Source organism: Pseudolabrys sp., from assembly GCF_050250095.1.
In the GTDB taxonomy this organism is placed as follows: Bacteria; Pseudomonadota; Alphaproteobacteria; order Rhizobiales; family Xanthobacteraceae; genus Pseudolabrys.
Genome location: NZ_JBFWPH010000003.1, coordinates 286,276 through 308,299 on the forward strand (window position 1 = coordinate 286,276; position 22,024 = coordinate 308,299).

Consider the following 22,024-nt stretch of genomic DNA (forward strand, 5'->3'; position numbering starts at 1 on the left):
CAATGACCGTCCTCAAGAACCAAGTCCGCCGCGGGTTTTACATGGATTCCGTGGCGCTCATGCGCATCTCGCGCGCGGTGACCGCCCTCTCCGGCGTCGATGCCGCGGCGCTGATGATCGGCTCCACGACGAACAAGCGTCTGATGGAAGACGCGGGGCTTCTTGACGCAGACGGCGGCCAGGCCGGCCCGAACGACCTGATCCTCGCCGTTCGCGCCGACACCGCGGCGAATGCCGAAGCGGCCATCGCCGAGGCAACGACGCTGCTCAACAAGCCGGCGACGGTTGAAGGAGAAGCGCAGAAATACAATCCGAAGACCATCGATACGGCGATGCAGCAACTGCCCGGCGCCAACGTCGTGCTGATTTCGGTTCCCGGCGAGTTTGCGACGGCGGAAGCCCGCCGCGCGCTCGGCAAGGGTCTGCACGTCATGATGTTCAGCGACAACGTTCCGATCGAGAACGAGGTCGCGCTCAAGAACGAGGCGCGCGAGCGCGGCCTGCTGCTGATGGGACCGGACTGCGGCACGGCGATCATCGGCGGCGTGCCGCTCGCTTTCGCCAACGAAGTCCCGCGCGGCGAAATCGGTATCATCGCCGCCTCCGGCACCGGCCTGCAGGAAGTCTCGACGCTGATTGCCCGTTACAAGAGCGGCGTCTCGCACGCGATCGGCGTCGGCGGTCGTGATCTCAAGGAGGCCGTCGGCGGCATCATGACGCTGATGGCGCTCGACGCGCTCGACCGCGACAGCGCCACCAAGCAAATCGTCATCATTTCGAAACCGCCGGCAAAAGCGGTGGCGGACCGCATTCTCCAGCGCATCGCGAAGAGCAAGAAGCATTTCACGCTCTGCTTCCTCGGGATGGACAGCGCCGACGTCCCGGCCAACGCCCAGCTCGTTCCGGACCTGCGGTCGGCGGCAGCAGCGTGCCTGCCGAAGGCGCGAATCGACTGGGACGGCAAGCGTCCCGACGTCGCGGCGACCGCCAAGCGCATCGCGCCCGGCCGCAACCGCATCAAGGGGCTGTTCAGCGGCGGCACGATGTGCGCCGAGGCTCAGGTCGTGCTGCGCCGCGCCGGCCTCGAGGTTTCATCGAACGTGCCGATCACCGGCGTCAAGAAACCGGCCGAGGCGCCGCGGGCGCATGCGCTGCTCGACCTCGGCGACGACGAGTACACGGTCGGCCGCCCGCACCCGATGATCGACCCGTCGCTGCGCAACGACATGCTGAAGAAGACGCTGGACGACCGTCAGACCGCCGTGATCCTCGTCGACGTGGTGATCGGCCACGGCGCGCATGCCGATCCGGCCGGCGAGTTGGTCGCGCAGCTGCCGCCGCAGGACGCGAGGCTCGCGGCCATCGTCGCGTCGGTGTGCGGCACCGAGACCGATCCGCAGGGCTACAGCCGCCAGGTGGAAGCGCTGCGAGCCGCGGGCGTCATCGTCGCGCCGTCGAACGCCCATGCTGCGGAACTGGCGATCGAACTCCTGAAGGCCGCGCAATAAGCGCGGCCTTTCGGCGGACGGCAGCGCCGCCCGCGATCCGGCAAAAGCGGCTTGAAATCTTACCGGCGCGGCTTCTTCGCGCGAACCTTCTGCGGCTTGCGCCGCCGGTCGGCGGTCTGAAAATTATCGACCACCAGCTTGGTCGCCTGGTCGATGTGATCGGCGAGCAGGTTCGCCGCAGCATCCGCGTCGCGGGCAAGCGCCGCATCGACGATGCGCTGATGCATCAACGTTCGCGCCGCGCTCCACAGATGGGTCGGCAAGGCGCGGCGGCGATAGCGATCGAACAGGTCGTTGAGCAACCCGTGCAGGTGCAGCAGGCAGGGCGAATTGCAGCACGATACCAGCGTGTAGTGGAACTCGCGATGACGGCGCTCCCACACATCCTCGCCGTGTTCCTTGCCGGTCTTGGCCAGCAAATTCATCTTGTAATGCGCGGCCACCACGCGCGCTTCCCACGCGTCGTCGCCATTCTTGATCGAGAGGCGCAGCGCGAAGTCCTCGATCTCCTTGCGGACCATGGCGATGTCCATGAAGTCCTGCACCGACACGCTTGGCACGCGGAAGCCGCGCTGTCCGGTCGCCACCACCAGCCGATTCTCGGCAAGCCGCGACAGCGCCTCGCGCAGCGGGCTGAGGCCGACGCCATAGGCTTTCCGCAGTTCCTCGAAGCGCAACTTCTTGCCCGGCGGCAACTGCGAACTCAGGATGTCCGCCCGCAGCTTCTCGAAAACCTCGATGGCGAGCGTACGCGCGGGCCGGTCCGCCGTGTCGTAAAACGGCTCAACTTCAGCAGCGTTGGAGGTCGCCCGAGCCATGATTGCTATGATGATATAATTCTTCGCTCCGGCGAAGACCTGCCGCCGATATCAACGGATACAACAGATCGGCCACATGCGGCAATGAATTCGATTTTTTTCCAAACAACGAAATCTTTCGACGGCTGCACCCTGGACCCGGGCCGGGCCGAAACCGGCCGCCGGAAGGCCCGCCAATCCGGAACCGCTGCGTGAAAACGTCGCTTCAGCCCGCCATTCCGACGACGTCCATCGGCACGATCGCAACAGACGTGCTGACCCACGACCGGAACGGCGTGGTTCTCGCCGTCTTCCGCCGCAGCTTCTACGTCAAATTCGGCGAGGATCTCGTCTGCGTCGGCCCGGCCGAACTCGAGTCCGGGCCGCTCAATCTGCTTTACGCGCGCGGCGGCGAATTTCCGTGGTCCGACCGGCTGTCCGCCGGCGCCGAAGCAAGTTGTCGCTCGTCGCTGCTGACGATCGGATCGCTTTGCAGCTTCGACTGTTCGAGCGCGGAGCCTTGGCAGCCAGTACGTCCCGGCCGGATCGATCCGGCCGCCGTTCGCCGGGGTTTGTCGGCGCTTGCGGGAGAATTGCAAAGCCACAGTCCCGGCGGTATCGGCCCGCTGATCGCGCCGATCCTGACCAATGCCGCCGAAGCCCCGGACGATGCGCTCGGCATCTATCCGGCCATCCGCGAACTGCGAACCATGCTGTTCACGTTCGACCGGCATGGCGACAGACTCTCGGCCATTGTGTCGCAGCTTGTCGGCCTCGGGCCCGGTCTGACGCCGTCCGGCGACGACATGCTAGGCGGGCTGATGGCCGGCCTGAATTTCTTCGGTCATGCCGACGCCGCGGCGCAGCTTGCCGCCGTCGTGCTTCCGGCGGCAGCTACCGGCACTAGCATCATCAGCAATGCGCATCTGCGCGCCGCCTCCGGCGGCCGCTTGACCGCGCCGCTGTGGGACGCCGTATCGTCCATCGGCGCCGGTGGCGACGGCCTTGCCGGCGCTCTGCAGCGCGTTGCGAAAATCGGGCATTCTTCGGGCTGGGACACCCTGGCCGGCGCGGCTCTTGCCGCGGATGCGGTGTCCGCCGGGATCGCGGCAAAGTGATCGCGATGCCGCAGCTTTTCCGCGCGCGACAAAAAGCGCCCATGAGGCCATGCGCCAGCGATTCTGACCATTCTTTCGATCTTTGCCAGAATTTCGAAATATATTGACTCCGCCGAACAAACGTTGATTATCGGGCCTCGATGAGGCGCTCCCCCGGAGCGCCCGGTTGCCGGCGGCGCGCACCTCTGTCGCATGCGATCGCACGGCGGTTGCGCCCCGGCGCCGGCCCACGCGGAGAAAAAAACATATGCCCGACAATCGGAATCTGGAATCCCGAGTCATTTGCGTGCCGATGGCCTCGCCCGGCGACGTATCGCAGGTCGCTGCGCTGTTCGACAAGAATGAAGTCGACCCGGCGCATGTCGTCGCGATCATGGCGCAGACCGAAGGCGACGCCTATGCGCGCGGCTACGCGACGCTGGCGATGGAGGTTCTGCTCTCGGAACGGCTCGGCATCACCCGCAAGCAGGTGTTCGACAAGATTCCGATGATGATGATCGGCGGCGTCGGCGGCATCATGTCGCCGCACATCTACCTGTTCATCAAGCAGCCGTCGTCGGCGCCGGCGGCGAAGGGCAAGCGCCTCGCCATCGGCGTCGCCAGCACGCGCGAACTGAAGCCCGAGGAATACGGCACGATGGTCCAGGTCGATCTCGTCGCCGAAACCGTGAAGAAGGCGATGGCCGACGCGGGCATTACCGACCCGTCGCAGATCCATTGCGTCGAAGTGAAATGCCCGGCGATGACGCCGGCGCGGCAAGCCGACGCCGAAAGCCGCGGTCAGAAGGTGGTCGCCGGCAATCCGGCCGTCGCGTCCTCGCTCGCCAAGGGCGCCTGCGCGCTCGGCGTCGCGGTCGCGACCGGTGAGGTTCCGCGCGACAAGCTCAAGGACGGCATGATCAACGTCGAGAAGAATTATTTCTCGTCGATCGCCTCCACCTCGGCCGGCGGCGAGCAGGTCGCCTCCCGCGTCATGGTGATCGGCAATGCCGACGGCGTGCCGGGCCGCCTGGTTGCCGCGCACGGCATGATGCGCGACCAACTCGACGTCGAGGGCGCACGCCAGGCTTTCGCCGCGGCCGGACTGGAGTTGAAGAACGGCATTCTCGCGGAGGGCGACCGCAAACGCGTCGCCGCCGTGCTCGTCAATGCCGGCGCGGACTACGTCACCAACGTCCGCGGCCGCCGTCATGTACTGCATTCCGACTTCCTCGCGCCGTTCAGCGGCATCCAGGCCAAGGCGGTGGCGCATGCCGTCGTCGGGTCGGTCGTGGGCGACACCCTCTTCCTGGCTTCGGCCGGCGCGGAACATCAGGGTCCTCCGGGCGCCAACCTGATCTGCGTTGTCGCCGAAGCGAAAGACTGACCGAAATTGGAGCCGGAACATGGACGTTGAAAAGCATCTGCGGCTGACCTCGGCCGGGGCGAAGAAGATCATCGATGCGGCGGTCGCCAAGGCGACCGCGATGGGCAAGCCGCAATGCATCGCCGTCGTCGACGAAGGTGGCAACCTGCTCGCCTTCACGCGGATGGACGGCGGCAAGGTGCTGAGCATCGAGTCCTCGATCCGCAAGGCCGCGACAGCCGCCTCGAGCCGCGGACCGACCGGCGGCATCCAGGGCGACCTCGAATTCCGCCTTGCCCACGCAACGTCCGGCAAGCTCGTCAACCTGAAAGGCGGTCTGCCAATCATCGTCGACGGCGTGACCATCGGCGGCGTCGGCGTCGGTTCGCAGACCGGCGAAGAGGATCTCGAAGTCGCCAAGGTCGGCGTCGCGGCAATCGCCGGCGCGCAGACCTTCGACTGACCTTGCCGCCGCGGAGAAGGATGGCGCGGCGATACGTCCGCCGCTAGGATTTCGTCCATGCGCGTCGCCGTCTTCTGCGGATCGAACTTCGGCAAATCGGACATCTATCGCGAGAGCGCGGTCGAACTCGGCCGCGCTCTTGCCGCAAGAGGCAACGTCCTCGTTTTCGGCGGGACCAATAAAGGCCTGATGAAAGTCGTCGCCGATGCGGCGCTCGATGCCGGCGGCGAAATCCACGGCGTCATTCCCCGCAATCTGGTCGAGAAGGGCCAGCAGCATCCAAAATTGACCGTGGCCGACGTGGTGGCGGACCGCGCGGTGCGCAAGGTCCGCATGGCCGAGGTCGCAGATGCCTTCATCGCCATGCCGGGCGGCATCGGCACGATCGAGGAACTGTTCGACATGTGGGTCGACGCCCAGTTCGACGGCCACAAGAAGCCGCTCGGCCTCTACAACGTCGACGGCTTCTTCGATGGCATACTTGCTTTCATCGACTCGATGATCGCGCGCGGCTTCCTGCCGCCGCAGCAGAAGGACATGCTGATCGTCGAAGCCGGGCCGGACGCCCTGCTGGATCGTTTCGGCAGCTTCACGCCGATCACCGTTTCCAAGTGGATGTGACGGCCAGGCCAACCCCTGCCACGCCGCAAGGCGCCGACGCCTAATCCAGGTAGCCTGCCGAAACTGCCCAAAGATCGGGCAGGACAACCGCCGGCTCGCCCGGAAATTCCGTAAATCTCTGTAAAACCGCCTTTTGTAATATTATCAGTGATATCATTTTTTTTCGAAATTATTATTGACAGGGATTTTCCCCGGACTACGGTTTGCCCCGGGAGATCGCGGAGCGCGTCTCAGCGCAAGGCCGGCGCAGACCGGTCGATGCCGAGCAATGCCGTCCCGCGAAACGAAGCGCCTGCTGGTGCGGAACGTAGCGGCCATATCGACCCTCCCGATCGGGACGGCCTGCCGCGAATTCCAATCCGGCGCGAAGTCCTCGCCGCCGGCGCTGCCGGCAGCGCGATTCACACAAGGGGGAAGTCATGATTTTCGCTGACTGGGCTGGTCTTTTCTGGATTGTTGCGACGATCTTCGTCAGCTTCGCCGCTGTCGGCATCGGCATCATCGTCGCCGAGATCTTCGGCCGGCAGCATGCCGTGCTCTGGATCGTCGCGATTCAAGGCGCGTTTCAGGTCTTCATTTCGTTCACCTCGGCACAGTTCGTCGGACTGGTGATCGGCGGCGTAACCTTCATCACCATCGCCGGATCGCTGGTTTATCCGACGCTGGAGCTCGGCCAGAACTACCTGAGCGAGTTCTACGGCCTGAAGGTTTCGCGCACGTCGGTGAACGCGCAGCTCGTGTGCCGCATCATCACGGCGGCGCTGCTCGCCTTCCTGTTCCTGCTGCCCTACCCGCCGAAGTTCGAGCAGAACCACGCGAACTTCGTCAGCCTCAACGCCATCGTGCCGCGCATTGCGATCGCGAGCATCATCGCGACGTGGATCACCGGCCTGGTGATGGTCTACGTCTACGACGCGGTGCGCAATCTCACCGGCGAGCGCATGATGTGGCTGCGCGCGCTCTCCGCCAACATCGTGTCGATGACCGTGAACTCGATCCTGTTCGTCCTGATGGCGTTCGCCGGCGTAATGAGCTTCGGCGTGCTGCTGAACATGGTCCTCGTTCAGATCCTGTTCAAATTCATCGACTCGTTCTTCGAGCTTGGCTTCCTGTATGGGCTGCGCTCGCTGAAGGATCGCGGAATCCTCAATGTCGGCGCGAAGGAAGTGCCGGTCGAACAGCGATAATCAGCGAAGGACCGCCGAGCGTCGGACCGGCGGAAAGGTGTGCGAATGAACAAGGCCTCGGAAGTTGCACGTTTGGATGCCGGCGCAGACACCGTGCATTGGGGCTATTTCGACGCGCGCCTTTCTCCGGTCCTGACGATCGACAGCGGCGAGCGGGTCACCATCTCGACGGTGTCGGGCTCGGCCGACCTGCTGCCGCCGCCGCCGATGGAAGTGCCGTCCGCCCTTCCCGCGATCCATGCCAAGAACGGCCCGCAGCGCTTCTTCGGCCACATGTGCACCGGGCCCGTCGCGGTGCGCGGCGCCAAGGCGGGCCAAGTGCTGCAAGTCGATATCGAAAAAATCGACCCCTATTACGACTGGGCCTATAATCAGATCCGCCCGCTGACCGGCGCCTTGCCGGCGGACTTCGCCGAGGCGCGCGTGGTCCATCTCACGCTCGATCGCCAGCGCAGGATGTGGAAACTGCCGTGGGGCCCTGAAGTGCCGCTGCGGCCGTTCTTCGGCATCATGGCCGTCGCGCCGGCGCTCGAATGGGGAGCGCTGCCGACGGTGCCGCCGCGCCGCAACGGCGGCAATATCGACAACAAGGAACTCGTCGAAGGGGCGACGCTGTATCTACCGATTTTCACCGACGGCGCATTGTTCTCGGTCGGGGACGGACACGGCGCGCAGGGCGACGGCGAAGTCTGCCTGACCGCGGTCGAAACCGGCCTCGTCGGCACGTTCCGCCTCACGGTGCGCGACGACCTCACGCTGCAGTGGCCGCGCGCCGAAACGCCGACGCATGTGATCACGATGGCGTTCGATCCCGACCTCGACAACTGCGTCGTCACCGCGCTTCGTCAGATGATCGACCTTGTTTGCGAACGCACGGGGATGGATCGCTACCAGGCCTATTCGCTGCTGAGCCTTGTGGGCGACCTGCGGATCACCCAGGTGGTGAACGCCAACAAGGGCGTCCACCTGATGCTGGAAAAGACTTACCTCGCCCCGGTGCGACGCTAGCCGCTTACGGGCGGCACCCCACACCCCCTTGCCGCCATCCGGCATATTAATGAGGAAGCCCGGAGCGGCCGCCGCCGGGCCCAATTGTGGCGGCCGGCCAGCCGGTACCGGCCAACTAAAAGCCCCGCCAATTTGGCGGGCTTTTAGTTGGCGGAGAGGGAGGGATTCGAACCCAAAAGGCCCTGCGCAGCAGGGCCGTACTGGCGCGAGGCGGCGTGCGACACACGCCGCCGCGCGCAAAGGATCGGGGGTTCGATATCCCATCCCGCCAACTAAAAACCCCGCCTGTTTGGCGGGGCTTTTAATTGGCGGAGAGGGAGGGATTCGAACCCCCGATACGGTTGCCCGTATGCCGCATTTCGAGTGCGGTGCATTCAACCACTCTGCCACCTCTCCGGGGTGCCGCGGGGGAAACCCGCAAGTCACAGTGGTTAATCGGTCCGATTTCTAACCAAGGCCCCGGAGACAAACAAGGGTCCGGCGCGCTATTCTGCCGCGGCAGGTTCGCTAGGGATCCGTCGTGGGGACGGACCCGCAATGTGCATTCGATGACCCTCGAGCGTCTCCAGTCCAACCTGATCGGCATCGCCTACGCGATGCTGATGGTCGTCGGCGTCGCCGCCGTCATGCGGATTCTGCGAGAGATCGGCTACCCGCTCCAAAGCTCGATGCTGTTCATCATCCCGGTGCTGGTCGCAGGATCGCGCTGGGGCCTCATCCCGGCGCTTGCCGCGGCGGCCGGCGGTATCGCCATCTCCGCCTACTTCTTTATCTACCCGCTCTACAGCTTCTCGATGAGCGAACCGCAAAGCATCATTCGCTCGCTGCTCTATATTTTCGTGGCGGTGGTGACCAGCCACCTGTCGTCGCAGCTCAAGCGTCAGATCGAGATTTCCCGGCAGCGCGAGATCGACGTTCGCGATCTCTACGCGTTCTCGCGCCGTCTCGCAGTCGCCTTCGGCGTTCCGGAAATTCACGCCGCGATCGAAGATCATCTCGCATCGGTTACCGAACGCAGGGTGATCCTGCTTGCCAACGCGCAGGAAGCCGCGAGCGGCAGAGGCCGCCGCGGCGGCACAGCGATCCCCGAAAAAGTGCGCGCCAAGGTCGTCGAGATCGCAGCCAATCCGCAAACCTCCACCGGAAGCGCGCTGGTCAAGACCGGACAGAAGGAAACATGGCTCGTCCGCGCCGTGTCGCCGAAGAGTCCCGAATTCGGCATCGTCGCCGTCAATCTCGGCCGCGAACACGACAACGTCATCAACGAATTGCGGGTTCGCGTCGAAACCGCGCTGGCGGACGCAACCGCGACACTGGAACGACTCGGCGTCGCCCATGCGATCAGCGAAGCGCGCATGCGGGCGCAGACCGACCAGTTGCGCGAGGCGTTGATCGGATCGGTCTCGCACGAACTGCGCACGCCGCTTGCCTCGATCATGGGCGCTGCGACCGTGCTCGGCTCCGCCCCGGCGCTGGCCGGCGAAGGCAAGCTCAAGGCCCTTGTCACCGACGTGCACGACGAGGCCGAACGGCTCAATCACGACATTCAGAACCTGCTCGATGCGAGCCGTATCAGCAGCGACGGCATCAATCCCAAGGCGGAATGGGCCGATCCGGGCGACATTATCAACTCCGCACTCGACCGCTGCCGCCGCCGGCTCGAAGGACATCCGGTATCGCTCAATGTACCGCCCGACCTGCCGCTTCTGCACGTCGATCCGGTGCTGGTGAAGCAGGCGCTCGTGCAGGTCTTCGACAACGCCGCGAAATATTCTTCGCCCGGCGCGCCGATCGATGTCGCGGTGAAGAATCTCGGCAAACAGATTTCGATCACGGTCAACGACAACGGCGCCGGGCTGACCGAATCCGACAAGACATCGATGCTCGATCGCTTTTTCCGCGGCGAGCGCCATGTTGCGACGACGAGCGGCTCCGGCCTCGGCCTGTGGATCGCGAACGCTTTCGTCGACGCCAATGGCGGCCGGCTGATCACCAACAGCGACGGACCCGACCTCGGCTCGGCAATCACAATCGAACTTCCGGTGGCGGAAGCCGCCATGACAAACGTGGACAATGACTCCGATGAGTAACCCTGGAACCGTGGTGCTGATCGTCGACGACGAAGTTCAGATCCGGCGCTTCCTGCGCACGGGCTTCGAGCTGAACGGCTATTCCGTGCATGAAGCCGGAACCGGCACCGAGGCGATCCGCCTCGCGACGCTGCAGCCGATCGATCTCGTCATCACCGATCTGGCGTTGCCGGACATCGACGGCTCCGAGATCGTCGAACGCATCCGGTCGTGGTCGAGCGTGCCGATCATCGTGCTGTCGGTGCGCTCCAATGAGTCGGAAAAGGTCAAGCTGCTGGAACTCGGCGCGGACGACTACATCGTCAAGCCGTTCGGCATGGCCGAATTGATGGCGCGCGTGCGCGTCGCGATGCGCCGGCAGATGCGCGCCGCGAGCGGCGAGCCGGTCGTCAAGGTCGGTCCCCTGGCGATCAATCTCGCGACCCGTTCGGTCACACTCAACGACGAACGGCTGACGCTGACGCCGAAGGAATATCGGCTGCTTCAGGTGCTGGCGCAGCACGCCGGCAATGTCGTCACTCACCAGCACCTTCTCAAGGAGGTCTGGGGCTCGATCCACGTCCACGACACCCACTACCTGCGGATTTTCGTGCGCAAGCTGCGCCAGAAGATCGAACCCGATCCCAACATCCCGCGCATCCTGCTGACCGAGCTGGGGGTCGGCTACCGCCTCGCCCAATCGGGCAGCGAACCCGATAATGCAACAGCCACAACGGCGGAAAGCGCTGTTAAATCAGCGAATTAGCCGTTTTGACGGCACCCGCGGCCCGTCCTGCCGGCGCGGCTTGGTTCCTTGACAGGGCGGCCCTTTACCCGTCATAAGCATGCCGCCGCGGGCCGTCAGGTCCGCGTGCTTTTTGAGGGGCATTTAAGCCCTTTCAAACACACCACAATCGACTGAAAGAAGCCGGTCCGGGCCTGCCCGAACGCCGGAATCGAACACTGAGGAAAAACGATGTTCGCAGTCATCAAAGCCGGCGGTAAGCAGTACCGCGTCGCGGCTGAAGATGTGATCCGGATCGACCGCGTCAGCGGCAATCCGGGTGAAGTTGTTGAATTCGGCGAGGTGCTCGCCGTCGGCGGCGACACGCCGACGATCGGCACGCCCACCGTGTCCGGCGCGACGGTTGCCGGCGAAGTGCTCGCTCACGAGCGCGGCGCCAAGGTGATCGCCTTCAAGAAGCGCCGCCGCAAGAATTCGCGCCGCAAGCGCGGCTACCGGCATGAGTTTTCGGTGATCCGCATCACCGAGATCCTGACCGGCGGGGCCAAGCCCTCGCAGACGCCGCCACCGCGGCCGCAGCGCGAGGCCAAGCCGAAGCCGGCGGCCGACACCGCGGCCGAGGGCTCGGAGGACGAGGCGCCGAAGGCGAAAGCCGCGAGCGCCAAAGCCAAGAAGCCCGCCAAGAGCGCGGGCAAGGCGGCGGCCAAGAAGCCGGCCACAAAAGGTAAAAAGAAGTGAGATGATTCCGTAACGGAATCGGGTTAGAAGACTGACGAATTCGAGAGAATAACGATGGCGCACAAAAAAGCAGGCGGCTCCTCACGTAACGGACGCGACTCCCAGGGCCGCCGCCTTGGTCTGAAGCTGTATGCCGGCGAAGCCTGTCTCGCCGGCAATATCCTTGCGCGCCAGCGCGGCACCAAGTGGCATGCCGGCCAGAATGTCGGCATCGGCAAGGATCACACGCTGTTCGCGCTCATCGACGGAAAAGTTCAGTTCGCTACCAAAGCCAAAGGCCGCACGTTCGTATCGGTTGTTCCGATGACGGAGGCTGCGGCCGAGTAAAAGGCGGATCACATCGAGGTCCGCCCCGACATCCAGTCGAACCGGCGGACCCGAATTCGGGTTCCTTGAGGGGGAGACGGGATGCCGGCTCCCCCTCGATGCATTTCTAGGGAGCTCGAAGACCATGACACTGCTGGAAGAGATACAAAGAGGCCCGTTTCAAGAGAGGAGTATCCCCGTCCTCGAAACGAAGCGGCTCACCTTGCGCGCGCCGTGCATCGAGGACGCTAAAGCCGTGACGGCGCTCGCCAACGATCGTCGCATCGCAGAAAACACCGCGCGCATTCCCCATCCGTACAAAACGACGGATGCAGAGAGTTTCATTGCCGGCGCCAACAAAGCCGACGGCGAGGTCGTGTTCCTGATCGCGGGCCGCGACGGCACCGTGATGGGCGCCTGCGGCGCCGTCCCGGTCGACGGCCAGCCGCCGGAACTCGGCTACTGGCTCGGCGCAGCGTATTGGGGCAAGGGCTACGCCACCGAGGCGCTGCATGCGCTGATCGACTTCGCGTTCGACGAATTCGATCACCCGGCGCTGCAGGCTGGCGCGCGCGTCACCAACCCGGCCTCGCGCCGCGTGCTGGAGAAGTGCGGCTTCCAGTGGACCGGCGTCGGCCTCTATCGCATCCGCGCGCTCGGCAGCTCGGCGCCGATCGACCGCTTCCGCCTCGAACGCGGCATCTGGTCGGCGATCAAGGGCTGGAGCCGCAGCAAGCGGGTGCAGTGATGGAACGCCGTCTCGTTTCGTCCGGCGCGGTCTATGAGCCGCAGATCGGCTTCTCGCGCGCGGTGCGTGTCGGCCCGCATATCGCGGTGTCCGGCACGGCGCCGATCGCGCCGGGCGGCGGCGGCGCCTGCCCCGGCGATCTTTACGGGCAGACGCTGCGCTGTCTTGCGATCATCGAGAAAGCCGTCAACGACGCCGGCGGGAAACGTGAACACATCATGCGCACGCGCGTGATGCTGAAGGACATGAAAGGCTGGGAGGACGCCGCGCGCGCCCACGGCGAGTTCTTCCGCGACATTCGTCCGGCCTCGACCTTCATCCAGATCGTGCAGGCGATCGACCCTGCCTGGCTGGTCGAGATCGAGGCCGACGCCATTGTCGCCTGAGCATCCTTCTTACTGTTAAGGCGGCTCGGCGACCGCGTGCGGCCGCGCCCGCACGCGCTCGCGCACGAAAATATAGAGTCCCGCCGCGATGATCGTGGCCGCACCGGCGAGCATCGACACCGTCGGAATATCCCCGAAGATGAAGAAGCCGAGCAGGACCGCCCAGACGATCGTGGTGTATTGATAGGGCACCACCACCGTCGCCGGCGCGATCTTGAGCGAGCGGTTGATGCACATATGCGCCATCATCGCGGTAACACCGAGCAGGATCAGCAACAGACTGTCCTCCAGGCGCGGCGGCGTCCACGCAAACGGCGCGACGACGACGCCGAAGATCAGCGCAGCGACGGTCTGGCTCGTCACCAGCACGACATCCGACGTGCCGGGCACCAGCCGCGTGCAGATCATCAGCAGCGAAAACGAGAAGCTGCCGGCGATGGCGACGAGAGCAGCCGGCGACAGCGATTGCCCCGACGGGTTGAGCGCGATCATCACACCGAAGAAGCCCGCCAGCACCGCCGCCCAGCGCCGCCAGCCGACCTTCTCGCCCAGCAGAAACGGCGACATCGCGGTGACATAGATCGGACCCGCGAGATAGAACGTCATCACGTCGGCGAGCGGCATATAGGCGAGCGCCCAGTAGAAGCAGGCGACCTCCAGCGTCGCGAGCACCGCGCGCAGAAGCTGGATGAACGGCCGCGGTGCGGCGGTGAACGACACGAGCCGCTCGCGCCAGATCAGCGGCGCCAGAAATACCAGCGCCGCGGCGCTGCGGATCAGCAGCAACTGCCCGACCGAATAGGTCGCGATCAGCCACTTGCCGAGCGCGTCGTTCAACGCAAAGAGGAAGATGCCGAGCGCCATCAGGCCGATGCCGGCGAGATGGCGCGGCGCGTGCGCGTCTTTTGGATATTGCGCGCTGGAACTGGACGTCATGACAAGGCCCCGGTCGCGGCTTTGTAGCGAAAGCCGCGGCAGCGCGATAGCGGCGCGTCAGTGCGCGTGTTGATGCCCGGCTGCGCCCTCAAGCCGCAGCGCCGGAGCCGGCTGCTTCAATGCATGTGCGTCCTGCCCCGGCGCCGGAACTTGCGTCCAGTCATGGCGTCCCGCCTCGCATTCCTGAGTGACAGGGAAATAGAGCGTGTCGCCGGCTGCGAGCGCGTCGGCGACGAAGCCGACGAACACGAATTCATCGTAGAAACCTCCCGGTAGCTTGCCGGTCCAGACGATCTCACGCACGCCCGCCTTGATCGCCATGCCGTGCAGATACGTATAGCTGCGCGCATAAGCCCCCTTCACGGTCTGGATGCTCCATCCGGGCTTGGCCATCGGCTTTGCCGCGATGAAGCCTTCCGGCAATGTCACCCGCAGCTTGACGGTCGGCGAGCCCTCGCAGCCGTGGGTCACCGCCAGAACCGCCTTGTAGGACGCGCCGAGCGCGGCTGTCTTGCGCTCCAGCACGATATGCGCTGAAGCGGGCGCTGCCACCGTGGCAACGACGCCGCACAGCAACGCAACTTTTATGATGTTGAGCATGATCAACCCTCACATGCGATAGCGAATGCCGGCGTAGATCGCGCGGCCGGTGCCGGGCTCGAACAGCGCCGAGGCGGCATTCGCCGTCTCCGCGATGCTCGCGCTGGCGATGTAGCGGGTGTCGAACAGGTTGCGGCCTTCGAGATAGGCCGAGAATTGCTCGCCCCTGTCGTAGCCGACGCGGACATTCAGCAGCGCGTAAGCATCCGTGCGCAGGCTGTTCGCATTGTCGACGTAGTAGGCCTGCGGCACCCATTCGACATTCGGCCCGGCGTAGAAGCCGGACGGGTGCTTGTAGAGCGCCTCGGCCTTCAGATAGTGGCGCGGCGCGCCGGGCAATTGATTGTTGCCGTAGCGCGCGTCACCGTCGAAGCGGAAATCGCTGAACGTGTAAGCGACGTTCAGCCAGACGCGATCGCCCTGCGTGGCGATGCCTTTCAGCACAGCGACGCCGAGGCCCGCCTCGATGCCCTGATGCACGGTGCGGTCCGCATTGGTCACCGCGCAGGCGCCGGGTGTCGACGGGTTCGTGAGGCACTGCAGCTCGTTGTGAATCTCCGCGCGGTAGATCGCGAGATCCCAGGTCACATCGGGCATCCGGCCGCGGGTGCCGATCTCGTAGGTGGTCGCGATCTGCGTCTCGATGCTCGACAGCGCCGACGTGGCAAAGGTGTTCTCGCCGAAGCTCGGCACCTCGGCGCTGCGCGAGACATTGGCGAAGACCTGCCGGCCGGCGCCGTCCTCCCACAATACGCCGAGCTTCGGGCTCCAGACGTCGAAGCTGCGGCTGCCGGACTGATCGCCATTCGTCAAGAAACGGTCCTTGCGCTCGCGCACCGCATGGAGGAACTGCGTACCCGCCACCAGCGCTAGCTGCGGCAGCACGTAGAAGCTGTTTTCCAGATAAGCCGAATAATTCTGCGAACGGTCGCGCGACGACGACAAGAGAGCGCCCTTCACCGCACCGGGCAGATTGGCGAACTGCCGGTTGTCGATATCGCCGTTGTGAAGGTTGACGCCGGCGACCAGCCGGTTGCGATGGCCGGCCAGCAACCGCTCGTCGTTGAGGCGCAGGAAACCGCCATAGTCGGCATAGCGGTAGTCGAGCCATTGGAAGATCGGGTGCATCAGGTGCCGGTCGACGCCGAACAGGCCGACATCGAGCGTCGTCGTATCGCCGAGCCGCAACGTCGATTTGTTGGCGACACGCAGCGTGTCGATGTTGCGCTGCTGATCGAGCAGCACGTTGCCTGCGGCGGCGGCTTTCGGGGAATTGAGCGCACTCGCCCGCGTCACCGAACCCGGAATGCGCTGCCGTACCGTGTTGGCGTTGAGATAGAAGCGCGTCTCGAAGTCGTCCGACACGCGATAACCGACATTGGCGCTGCCGCGCATGCCGTGGCCGTCGCTGTGGTCACGATAGCCGTCGGTGCTTTGCGCGGAGCCGGTCACGAACCAGTCGAACGGCCCTTTGGCGCCGGCGGTGCTCGCCTGGCTGCGCACATAGCCGAACGAGCCGGTATCGAGCCGCACGTCGAACGGCGAAGCATCCCGGCCGGTCGGCGTCACGAGGTTGATCGCGCCGCCCAGCGAGTTCGCGCCGTAGCGCAGCGCGTTGCCGCCCTTGTAGACCTCCACATAGCGATAAGCGCTCGGATCGATTTCCTGAAAATCGCCGTAGCCGTCAGCCGTATTGATCGGGATGCCGTCGAGATAAAGCTGGATGCCGCGCAAATGGAAATTGCGCGACAGGCTCGAGCCGCGGATCGACAGGCGCGTGTCGTCGCCCCATTTCGGCTGAGCCCAGACGCCGGGCACGAAACCGACAATGTCCTTGATGATCAGCGCCGGCGTATCCTTGAAAGCGGCATCCGGCACAAGCGCGACGCCGCCGGGCGTCTGCTCGATCTGCCGCCGCGCCTCGGCGGTATTGGGCGACACCAGGCTGGCGGACGAGTCCGTGCTGGTGACATTGATGGCGGGCAGCTCGGTAGTTTGCGCGAATGCGGGCACTCCCGGCGCGGCCGCAATGGCCAGCACCGCGCCCAGCGCGCGTATGCGACGTGACATGACAGACTCCGGTTGCGATGTGATGAAGCGGCCTTCTGGCCGGCGAAATCACATCGCGTGCGGAGGAGCCTGCGAGAGTTTGGGAGTCCGGGGCGGCTGCGGCAGCAGCAGCGCTTCCAGCGCGGCCGACACAACACGCGCTTCGGCGGGCTGCGGCGGCGTGATGCCTGCCGGAACGACAGGCAAGGCCGCGCCGGCAGCCGCACTGCAAGCCGACAGACTGCAAAGGATGCAATTGTCGCCGCCGGGCGGCAGTGTCTTGCCGTGGCCCGGCGCGCCGGGATCGCCGCCAAGGCAGATGATGTTGACGTCGCCGGAGGCAACGGCCTGGGTAACGACAATGCTGGCGAGGAAGGCCTGAGCGAACAGCGCATAGGCGACGGTCAGCGCGACCGCCACGCCTCGCAAACTGTGCCGCCACGTTTTCACGTCGTCCGTGCCCCAAAAAACCGCGGGGGATTAAGCCAAGCCGCCTTCACCTTGGCAAGCCGCGCCGCTGCGATGGCATAGGTTTTTTCGTCACGGCAGCCATGCTAGAGCTTGGCGCAGAAAGCGGGAACCTGACGCGCGATGATGTCATCGCGCTGAGGCCCCTAAGAAATCCCCAGACCGAAGACATGAAATTTCTCGACGAGGCCAAGGTCTATATCAAGTCCGGCGATGGCGGGAACGGCTGCGTGTCGTTTCGCCGCGAGAAGTTCATCGAGTTCGGCGGACCGAACGGCGGCGACGGCGGACGCGGCGGCGACGTGCTCATCGAAGCCGTCAACGGCCTCAACACGCTGATCGACTACCGCTACCAGCAGCATTTCAAGGCCGAGCGCGGCGGCAACGGCATGGGCAAGGACCGCCACGGCGCCAATGGCGACGACGCGGTGCTGAAAGTGCCGGTCGGCACGCAGGTCTATGAGGAAGATGGCGAGACGCTGCTCGCCGATCTCACCGAAGTCGGCCAGAGCGTCACCATCGCCAAGGGCGGCAATGGCGGCTTCGGCAACGCCTATTTCAAGTCGTCGACCAACCAGGCGCCGCGCCGCGCCAATCCCGGGCTGCCGGGTGAAGAACTCACGATCCGCCTGCGGCTGAAACTGATCGCGGACGCCGGCCTCGTCGGCCTGCCGAACGCGGGCAAGTCCACCTTCCTCGCCAGCGTTACCGCGGCAAAGCCGAAGATCGCCGACTATCCCTTCACCACGCTGCATCCGCAGCTCGGCGTCGTGCGCATCGACAACCGCGAATTCGTATTGGCGGACCTGCCCGGGCTGATCGAAGGTGCGCATGAGGGCGTCGGGCTCGGCGACCGCTTCCTCGGCCACACCGAGCGCTGCCGCGTGCTGCTGCATCTGGTCGACGGCACCGCGGAAGATCCCGGCGAGGCCTATCGCATCGTGCGCGGCGAACTCGACGCCTACGGTCACGGCCTGATGACGAAGCCGGAGATCGTCGCGCTGACCAAGATCGACGCGCTGACGCCGGAAACAATCAAGGAACAGGTCGCCAAGCTCAAAAAGACCTGCGGCAAGACCCCGCTGACGCTGTCCTCGCAGTCGCGCGCCGGCATTCAGGAAGCCCTGCGCGCGCTGATGACGGTGATCGAAGACGCGCGCGCCGGCGAGCCTCACGCGGCACAATCGAAAGACGCTGCCTGGCAGCCTTGAACTGACCGGAGGATATCCATGAAAACCCGCGCCGCTGTCGCCTGGAAAGCCGGCGAACCGCTCACCATCGAGACCATCGACCTCGACGGCCCGAAGGCGGGCGAAGTGCTGGTGGAGATCAAGGCGACCGGCATCTGCCACACCGACGCCTACACGCTGTCAGGCGAAGACCCCGAAGGTCTGTTTCCCGCGATCCTCGGCCACGAAGGTGCGGGCATCGTGCGCGAGGTCGGCGCCGGTGTGACGGCGCTCAAGCCGGGCGATCATGTCATTCCGCTCTACACGCCGGAATGCCGGCAGTGCAAAACCTGCCTCTCCCGCCGCTCCAATCTCTGCACAGCCATTCGCGCCACGCAGGGCAAGGGCCTGATGCCGGACGCGACCTCACGTTTCCGTTGCGATGGCGACCAAGTGTTTCATTACATGGGTTGCTCGACCTTCTCGAACTTCACCGTGCTGCCGGAAATCGCGCTGGCGAAGGTTCGCGAGGACGCGCCGTTCGACAAGATCTGCTACATCGGATGCGGCGTGACGACCGGCATCGGCGCGGTGATCTACACCGCGAAAGTGTGGCCCGGCGCCAATGTCGTGGTGTTCGGCCTCGGCGGCATCGGCCTCAACGTCATCCAGGGCGCGCGCATGGTCGGCGCCGACAAGATCATCGGCGTCGATCTCAATCCTTCGAAGCGAGCAATGGCCGAAAAGTTCGGCATGACGCATTTCATCAACCCGGACGAGGTCGGCCGCGACAAGGTGGTGCAGGCGATCGTCGACCTCACCGGCGGCGGCGCGGATTTCTCGTTCGAATGTATCGGCAACGTGCACACCATGCGACAGGCGCTGGAATGCTGCCACCGCGGCTGGGGCGAGAGCATCATCATCGGCGTCGCCGGCGCGGGTCAGGAAATTTCGACGCGCCCGTTCCAGCTCGTCACCGGCCGCGTGTGGAAGGGCACGGCGTTCGGCGGCGCGCGCGGCCGTACCGATGTGCCCAAAATCGTCGACTGGTACATGGAGGGAAAGATCAATATCGACGACCTGATCACCCACACCATGCCGCTCGACAGGATCAACGATGCCTTCGACCTGATGCACGAAGGCAAGTCGATCCGTTCGGTGGTGGTCTACTGATCGTCTACCGGTCGTCGCGCGTCCGACGCTGCGACACGTAAGGCACCGTTGGGCCGCGCGAAATTCGTGCCATGACCTTCTGGTGCCGGATGCGCCGCTCTTCCTCTTCCGAGCCCGGCTCTCGATCGGCCAGCAACGGAAGACAGATGATGGTGGCAACCATCAGCGCCGCCGGCAGGATCGGCACGTAGTCGAACAGATTGGCCATAGGACACCTCGTCAGGGCTTTCCGCGCGCGGCGCACAGCCGCGAACGGACATTCTCTCGGTCACGCCCCCGATTTTCCTTCCCGACGAACAAATCCAAGCAAGCAACGGACCAGTCCGGAACTGCAACCCTGCATTCTTGGATTGCGTTTTTGACCTGCCGGCCCTGCTGACATTTCGCCGGTTTTCGCCCGGACGCGCTGCCGTCGCATCGCAAAACCGATGCAAGCTCGTGCGTTTCGACAATGCCGCCTGCTGTCGCTAACGCGCGCGGCGCTTCCGGAGTTCCGAATTCTCTCAAGCCTATGGGGCGCAAAAAAGGCCCCGCGGCACGGCCGTTATTTGGTGCAAAGCCGGCGCGGCCCGTCCAGCGGCTGATAGGTGCAGTCGGCTTCCGTGAAGCTGCGATAGGCCGCCTTGCAGGCCTCGATGTTGCACTTCGGAGCCGCCGTTCCGGCCGCACGCGGAAATTCCGGCATCACGATCGGCGCGGTGCCGCCGCCATCGGTCAGCGGCGGCGGGAGCGGCGGCGCAGGCGCCTGCGGAACGGCCTGCGGCACCACGGCCGCCGGCGCGGCAGGCGCTCCGGCCGACACCGCCGGCGGCGCGACGGACACCGGCGGCGGCGAAACCTCGTCGAGCCCCATCATCACGCTGATGAGCGACACGAACACGACGGCGATCAGGGCGAAAATCTGCATGGCACGGTCCGGGGCGGCGAGGCCACCCTTGCTGCAGGCAGGCTTATCAAGTTCGGCCTGCCGCGCAAGCTTTGCCGGCCGCCGGCAACGTCAAGCCGGACCCCGGACACCCGCTCAACCTCTTCTGATTGCAAAGTTTTCGCCGGTATGGGACAGGGATGCCAACCGGATTGAACCCTGTCCATGCCGCAAACGCCGTCCCTGCAATCGTTCCGCCGCATCGTCGTGAAGGTCGGCTCGTCGCTGCTGGTCGATTCAGGCGCGGGCAGGCTCAAGCGTGACTGGCTCGATTCGCTCGCAGCCGACATCGCCGAATTGCACAAGGGCCAGCGCGACATCCTCGTGGTGTCCTCGGGCGCGATCGCACTCGGCCGCGCGGTGCTGAAAATTCCCGCCGGCCCGCTGAAACTCGAGGACAGCCAGGCCGCCGCCGCGGTCGGGCAGATCGAGCTGTCGCGCTCGTGGTCGGAGGCGCTCGGCGCGCACGGCCTCGCCGCGGGACAAATTCTCGTCACGCTCGGCGATACCGAGGAGCGCCGCCGTTATCTCAACGCGCGCTCGACCATCGACAAGCTGCTCGAATGGAAGTCGGTGCCCGTCATCAACGAAAACGACACCGTCGCCACCAACGAAATCCGCTACGGCGACAACGACCGCCTCGCCGCGCGCGTCGCCACCATGACAAGCGCCGATCTGCTGGTGCTGTTGTCCGACATCGATGGGCTGTACGACAAGCCGCCGACCGAGAGCGGCGGCAAGCTCGTGCCGGTGGTTGCGCGCATCACGCGCGAGATCGAGGACATGGCCGGCGCGTCGGGCTCCGAACTGTCGCGCGGCGGCATGGTGACCAAGATCGAAGCCGGCAAGATCGCGACCAGCGCCGGCACGCATATGGTGATCGCGTCGGGCCGGATCGATCATCCGCTGCGCGCGATCGCGCAAGGTGCGGCCTGCACATGGTTCCTGACGCCGGCCAATCCCGTCGCCGCGCGCAAGAAGTGGATCGCCGGCTCGCTTGAGCCGCGCGGCGCCATCATGATCGATGCCGGCGCAGTACGCGCGCTGCGCACCGGCAAGAGCCTGTTGCCGGCGGGCGTCATCAAGATCGAAGGCGAATTCGAACGTGGCGACGCGGTTGTCGTACGCGGGCCTGACGGCACGGAGGTTGGCCGCGGCCTTGTCGCGTATGACGCGGCGGACGCCGAAAAAATCCGCGGCGCATCGAGCGCCGATATTATGGTGATCCTCGGCTACACCGGCCGCGCCGAAATGATCCACCGCGACGACCTCGTCATCGGCAACGGCTGACGCCGGAAAATCCTCGCGGCGGCGGGAACCCGTCTTGCCGTGCCGCGTTATTTAGACACGACGCGATACTGACTCAATGACGCAAAGGCGATTGACCGATCGCCCGGCAAGCCCGGCCCTGCGCAGGCCGGGCTTTCTGCCGCATTGATCTTCCGAAAAATCGACCCCGGTTGAAAAACGGCCACTCGCAAACGTGAGACCCACGGCCTCGCTGCGGCGAGGTGCGACCGATTGTATCGATGCGACGTTTTGGCACCCGCCGACGGGTTGTCCGTGCGGACGATATGGTTTTCAAAGACAGTCCTAGAGCGTGAGCCCTAGGACATAAGACTTGACGACGAAACTATCCCCCAGGGGCCCAGTCGGGCCCCTTTT

General features: G+C 65.0%; 23 protein-coding genes and 1 tRNA gene. 16 read left to right on the top strand and 8 right to left on the bottom strand.

What is annotated here, in order from left to right; all coding sequences use genetic code 11:
* Positions 1-2: 2 nt before the first annotated feature.
* Entirely contained in the window at positions 3-1,508 is a 1,506-nt protein-coding gene (gene fdrA / locus AB7F10_RS10810; RefSeq protein ID WP_428560653.1) for an acyl-CoA synthetase FdrA, read from the top strand.
* 59 nt (positions 1,509-1,567) lie between these two features.
* On the opposite strand, the gene AB7F10_RS10815 is transcribed toward fdrA, so the two are convergent.
* A complete protein-coding gene (locus AB7F10_RS10815; protein ID WP_428560655.1) occupies positions 1,568-2,326 on the bottom strand; it encodes an FCD domain-containing protein in 759 nt (252 codons plus the stop codon).
* Positions 2,327-2,517: 191 nt separating this feature from the next.
* On the opposite strand from AB7F10_RS10815, the gene AB7F10_RS10820 reads away from it, so the two are divergent.
* The 6 genes from AB7F10_RS10820 (at position 2,518) to AB7F10_RS10845 (ending at position 8,047) form a co-directional block, all read left to right on the top strand.
* Positions 2,518-3,423, top strand: coding sequence for a DUF2877 domain-containing protein (locus AB7F10_RS10820; protein ID WP_428560657.1), 906 nt, complete (start codon positions 2,518-2,520; stop codon positions 3,421-3,423).
* 247 nt (positions 3,424-3,670) lie between these two features.
* Positions 3,671-4,789 carry a ring-opening amidohydrolase gene (locus tag AB7F10_RS10825; RefSeq protein WP_428560659.1) on the top strand — a complete coding sequence of 373 codons (1,119 nt, stop codon included), beginning with the start codon at positions 3,671-3,673 and terminating at the stop codon, positions 4,787-4,789.
* 19 nt (positions 4,790-4,808) lie between these two features.
* Positions 4,809-5,231, top strand: a complete 423-nt coding sequence (locus AB7F10_RS10830) for a GlcG/HbpS family heme-binding protein (RefSeq protein WP_428560661.1) — start codon at positions 4,809-4,811, stop codon at positions 5,229-5,231.
* A gap of 57 nt (positions 5,232-5,288) precedes the next feature.
* Positions 5,289-5,852 carry a TIGR00730 family Rossman fold protein gene (locus AB7F10_RS10835; RefSeq protein WP_428560663.1) on the top strand — a complete coding sequence of 188 codons (564 nt, stop codon included), beginning with the start codon at positions 5,289-5,291 and terminating at the stop codon, positions 5,850-5,852.
* A gap of 419 nt (positions 5,853-6,271) precedes the next feature.
* Positions 6,272-7,039, top strand: a complete 768-nt coding sequence (locus tag AB7F10_RS10840; protein WP_428560665.1) for a queuosine precursor transporter — start codon at positions 6,272-6,274, stop codon at positions 7,037-7,039.
* Positions 7,040-7,084: 45 nt separating this feature from the next.
* The gene (locus tag AB7F10_RS10845; protein ID WP_428560667.1) at positions 7,085-8,047 is read left to right on the top strand and encodes an acetamidase/formamidase family protein; all 963 of its coding nucleotides are present in this window, start codon (positions 7,085-7,087) and stop codon (positions 8,045-8,047) included.
* Positions 8,048-8,353: 306 nt separating this feature from the next.
* On the opposite strand, the gene AB7F10_RS10850 is transcribed toward AB7F10_RS10845, so the two are convergent.
* Positions 8,354-8,443: transfer RNA gene (locus AB7F10_RS10850), tRNA-Ser, on the bottom strand.
* 152 nt (positions 8,444-8,595) lie between these two features.
* Here AB7F10_RS10850 and AB7F10_RS10855 point away from each other — a divergent pair.
* The 6 genes from AB7F10_RS10855 to AB7F10_RS10880 all read left to right on the top strand — a co-directional run bounded on the left by AB7F10_RS10855 (position 8,596) and on the right by AB7F10_RS10880 (position 13,039).
* Positions 8,596-10,137 carry a sensor histidine kinase gene (locus AB7F10_RS10855; RefSeq protein ID WP_428560670.1) on the top strand — a complete coding sequence of 514 codons (1,542 nt, stop codon included), beginning with the start codon at positions 8,596-8,598 and terminating at the stop codon, positions 10,135-10,137.
* Positions 10,130-10,882, top strand: a complete 753-nt coding sequence (locus AB7F10_RS10860; RefSeq protein ID WP_428560673.1) for a response regulator — start codon at positions 10,130-10,132, stop codon at positions 10,880-10,882. Before AB7F10_RS10855 ends, AB7F10_RS10860 begins: the two co-directional genes overlap by 8 nt.
* A gap of 210 nt (positions 10,883-11,092) precedes the next feature.
* Positions 11,093-11,599 (top strand): 50S ribosomal protein L21, encoded by a 507-nt coding sequence (gene rplU / locus AB7F10_RS10865; protein ID WP_428560675.1) that lies wholly within the window; start codon positions 11,093-11,095, stop codon positions 11,597-11,599.
* Between the two features lie 54 nt (positions 11,600-11,653).
* Entirely contained in the window at positions 11,654-11,926 is a 273-nt protein-coding gene (gene rpmA, locus AB7F10_RS10870; protein WP_428560677.1) for a 50S ribosomal protein L27, read from the top strand.
* A gap of 130 nt (positions 11,927-12,056) precedes the next feature.
* Positions 12,057-12,653 carry a GNAT family N-acetyltransferase gene (locus tag AB7F10_RS10875; protein ID WP_428561561.1) on the top strand — a complete coding sequence of 199 codons (597 nt, stop codon included), beginning with the start codon at positions 12,057-12,059 and terminating at the stop codon, positions 12,651-12,653.
* Entirely contained in the window at positions 12,653-13,039 is a 387-nt protein-coding gene (locus AB7F10_RS10880) for a RidA family protein (RefSeq protein WP_428560680.1), read from the top strand. The genes AB7F10_RS10875 and AB7F10_RS10880 overlap by 1 nt, the downstream gene beginning before the upstream one ends.
* Positions 13,040-13,054: 15 nt before the next feature.
* Here AB7F10_RS10880 and AB7F10_RS10885 read toward each other — a convergent pair whose 3' ends face one another.
* From AB7F10_RS10885 to AB7F10_RS10900, 4 genes are read right to left on the bottom strand one after another with little or no spacing between them, the layout of a single operon-like run.
* Positions 13,055-13,975, bottom strand: a complete 921-nt coding sequence (locus AB7F10_RS10885; protein WP_428560682.1) for a DMT family transporter — start codon at positions 13,973-13,975, stop codon at positions 13,055-13,057.
* Positions 13,976-14,032: 57 nt separating this feature from the next.
* Positions 14,033-14,575: a YcnI family protein gene (locus tag AB7F10_RS10890; RefSeq protein ID WP_428560684.1), complete on the bottom strand. Its 543-nt coding sequence runs from the start codon at positions 14,573-14,575 to the stop codon at positions 14,033-14,035.
* Between the two features lie 9 nt (positions 14,576-14,584).
* Positions 14,585-16,645 (bottom strand): TonB-dependent receptor family protein, encoded by a 2,061-nt coding sequence (locus AB7F10_RS10895; RefSeq protein ID WP_428560685.1) that lies wholly within the window; start codon positions 16,643-16,645, stop codon positions 14,585-14,587.
* A 48-nt stretch (positions 16,646-16,693) separates the two neighbouring features.
* Positions 16,694-17,044: a hypothetical protein gene (locus AB7F10_RS10900; RefSeq protein ID WP_428560687.1), complete on the bottom strand. Its 351-nt coding sequence runs from the start codon at positions 17,042-17,044 to the stop codon at positions 16,694-16,696.
* A gap of 218 nt (positions 17,045-17,262) precedes the next feature.
* On the opposite strand from AB7F10_RS10900, the gene obgE reads away from it, so the two are divergent.
* Positions 17,263-18,303, top strand: a complete 1,041-nt coding sequence (gene obgE, locus AB7F10_RS10905) for a GTPase ObgE (RefSeq protein ID WP_428560689.1) — start codon at positions 17,263-17,265, stop codon at positions 18,301-18,303.
* A gap of 18 nt (positions 18,304-18,321) precedes the next feature.
* Entirely contained in the window at positions 18,322-19,434 is a 1,113-nt protein-coding gene (locus AB7F10_RS10910) for an S-(hydroxymethyl)glutathione dehydrogenase/class III alcohol dehydrogenase (protein WP_428560691.1), read from the top strand.
* A 4-nt stretch (positions 19,435-19,438) separates the two neighbouring features.
* Here the strand turns inward: AB7F10_RS10910 and AB7F10_RS10915 are convergent, their stop codons facing one another.
* A complete protein-coding gene (locus AB7F10_RS10915; protein WP_428560694.1) occupies positions 19,439-19,642 on the bottom strand; it encodes a hypothetical protein in 204 nt (67 codons plus the stop codon).
* A gap of 336 nt (positions 19,643-19,978) precedes the next feature.
* Positions 19,979-20,341 (bottom strand): BA14K family protein, encoded by a 363-nt coding sequence (locus tag AB7F10_RS10920; protein ID WP_428560696.1) that lies wholly within the window; start codon positions 20,339-20,341, stop codon positions 19,979-19,981.
* Positions 20,342-20,524: 183 nt separating this feature from the next.
* Between AB7F10_RS10920 and proB the strand changes: the two genes are divergently transcribed.
* Positions 20,525-21,649, top strand: a complete 1,125-nt coding sequence (gene proB / locus AB7F10_RS10925) for a glutamate 5-kinase (protein ID WP_428560699.1) — start codon at positions 20,525-20,527, stop codon at positions 21,647-21,649.
* The last annotated feature ends 375 nt before the right edge of the window (positions 21,650-22,024 follow it).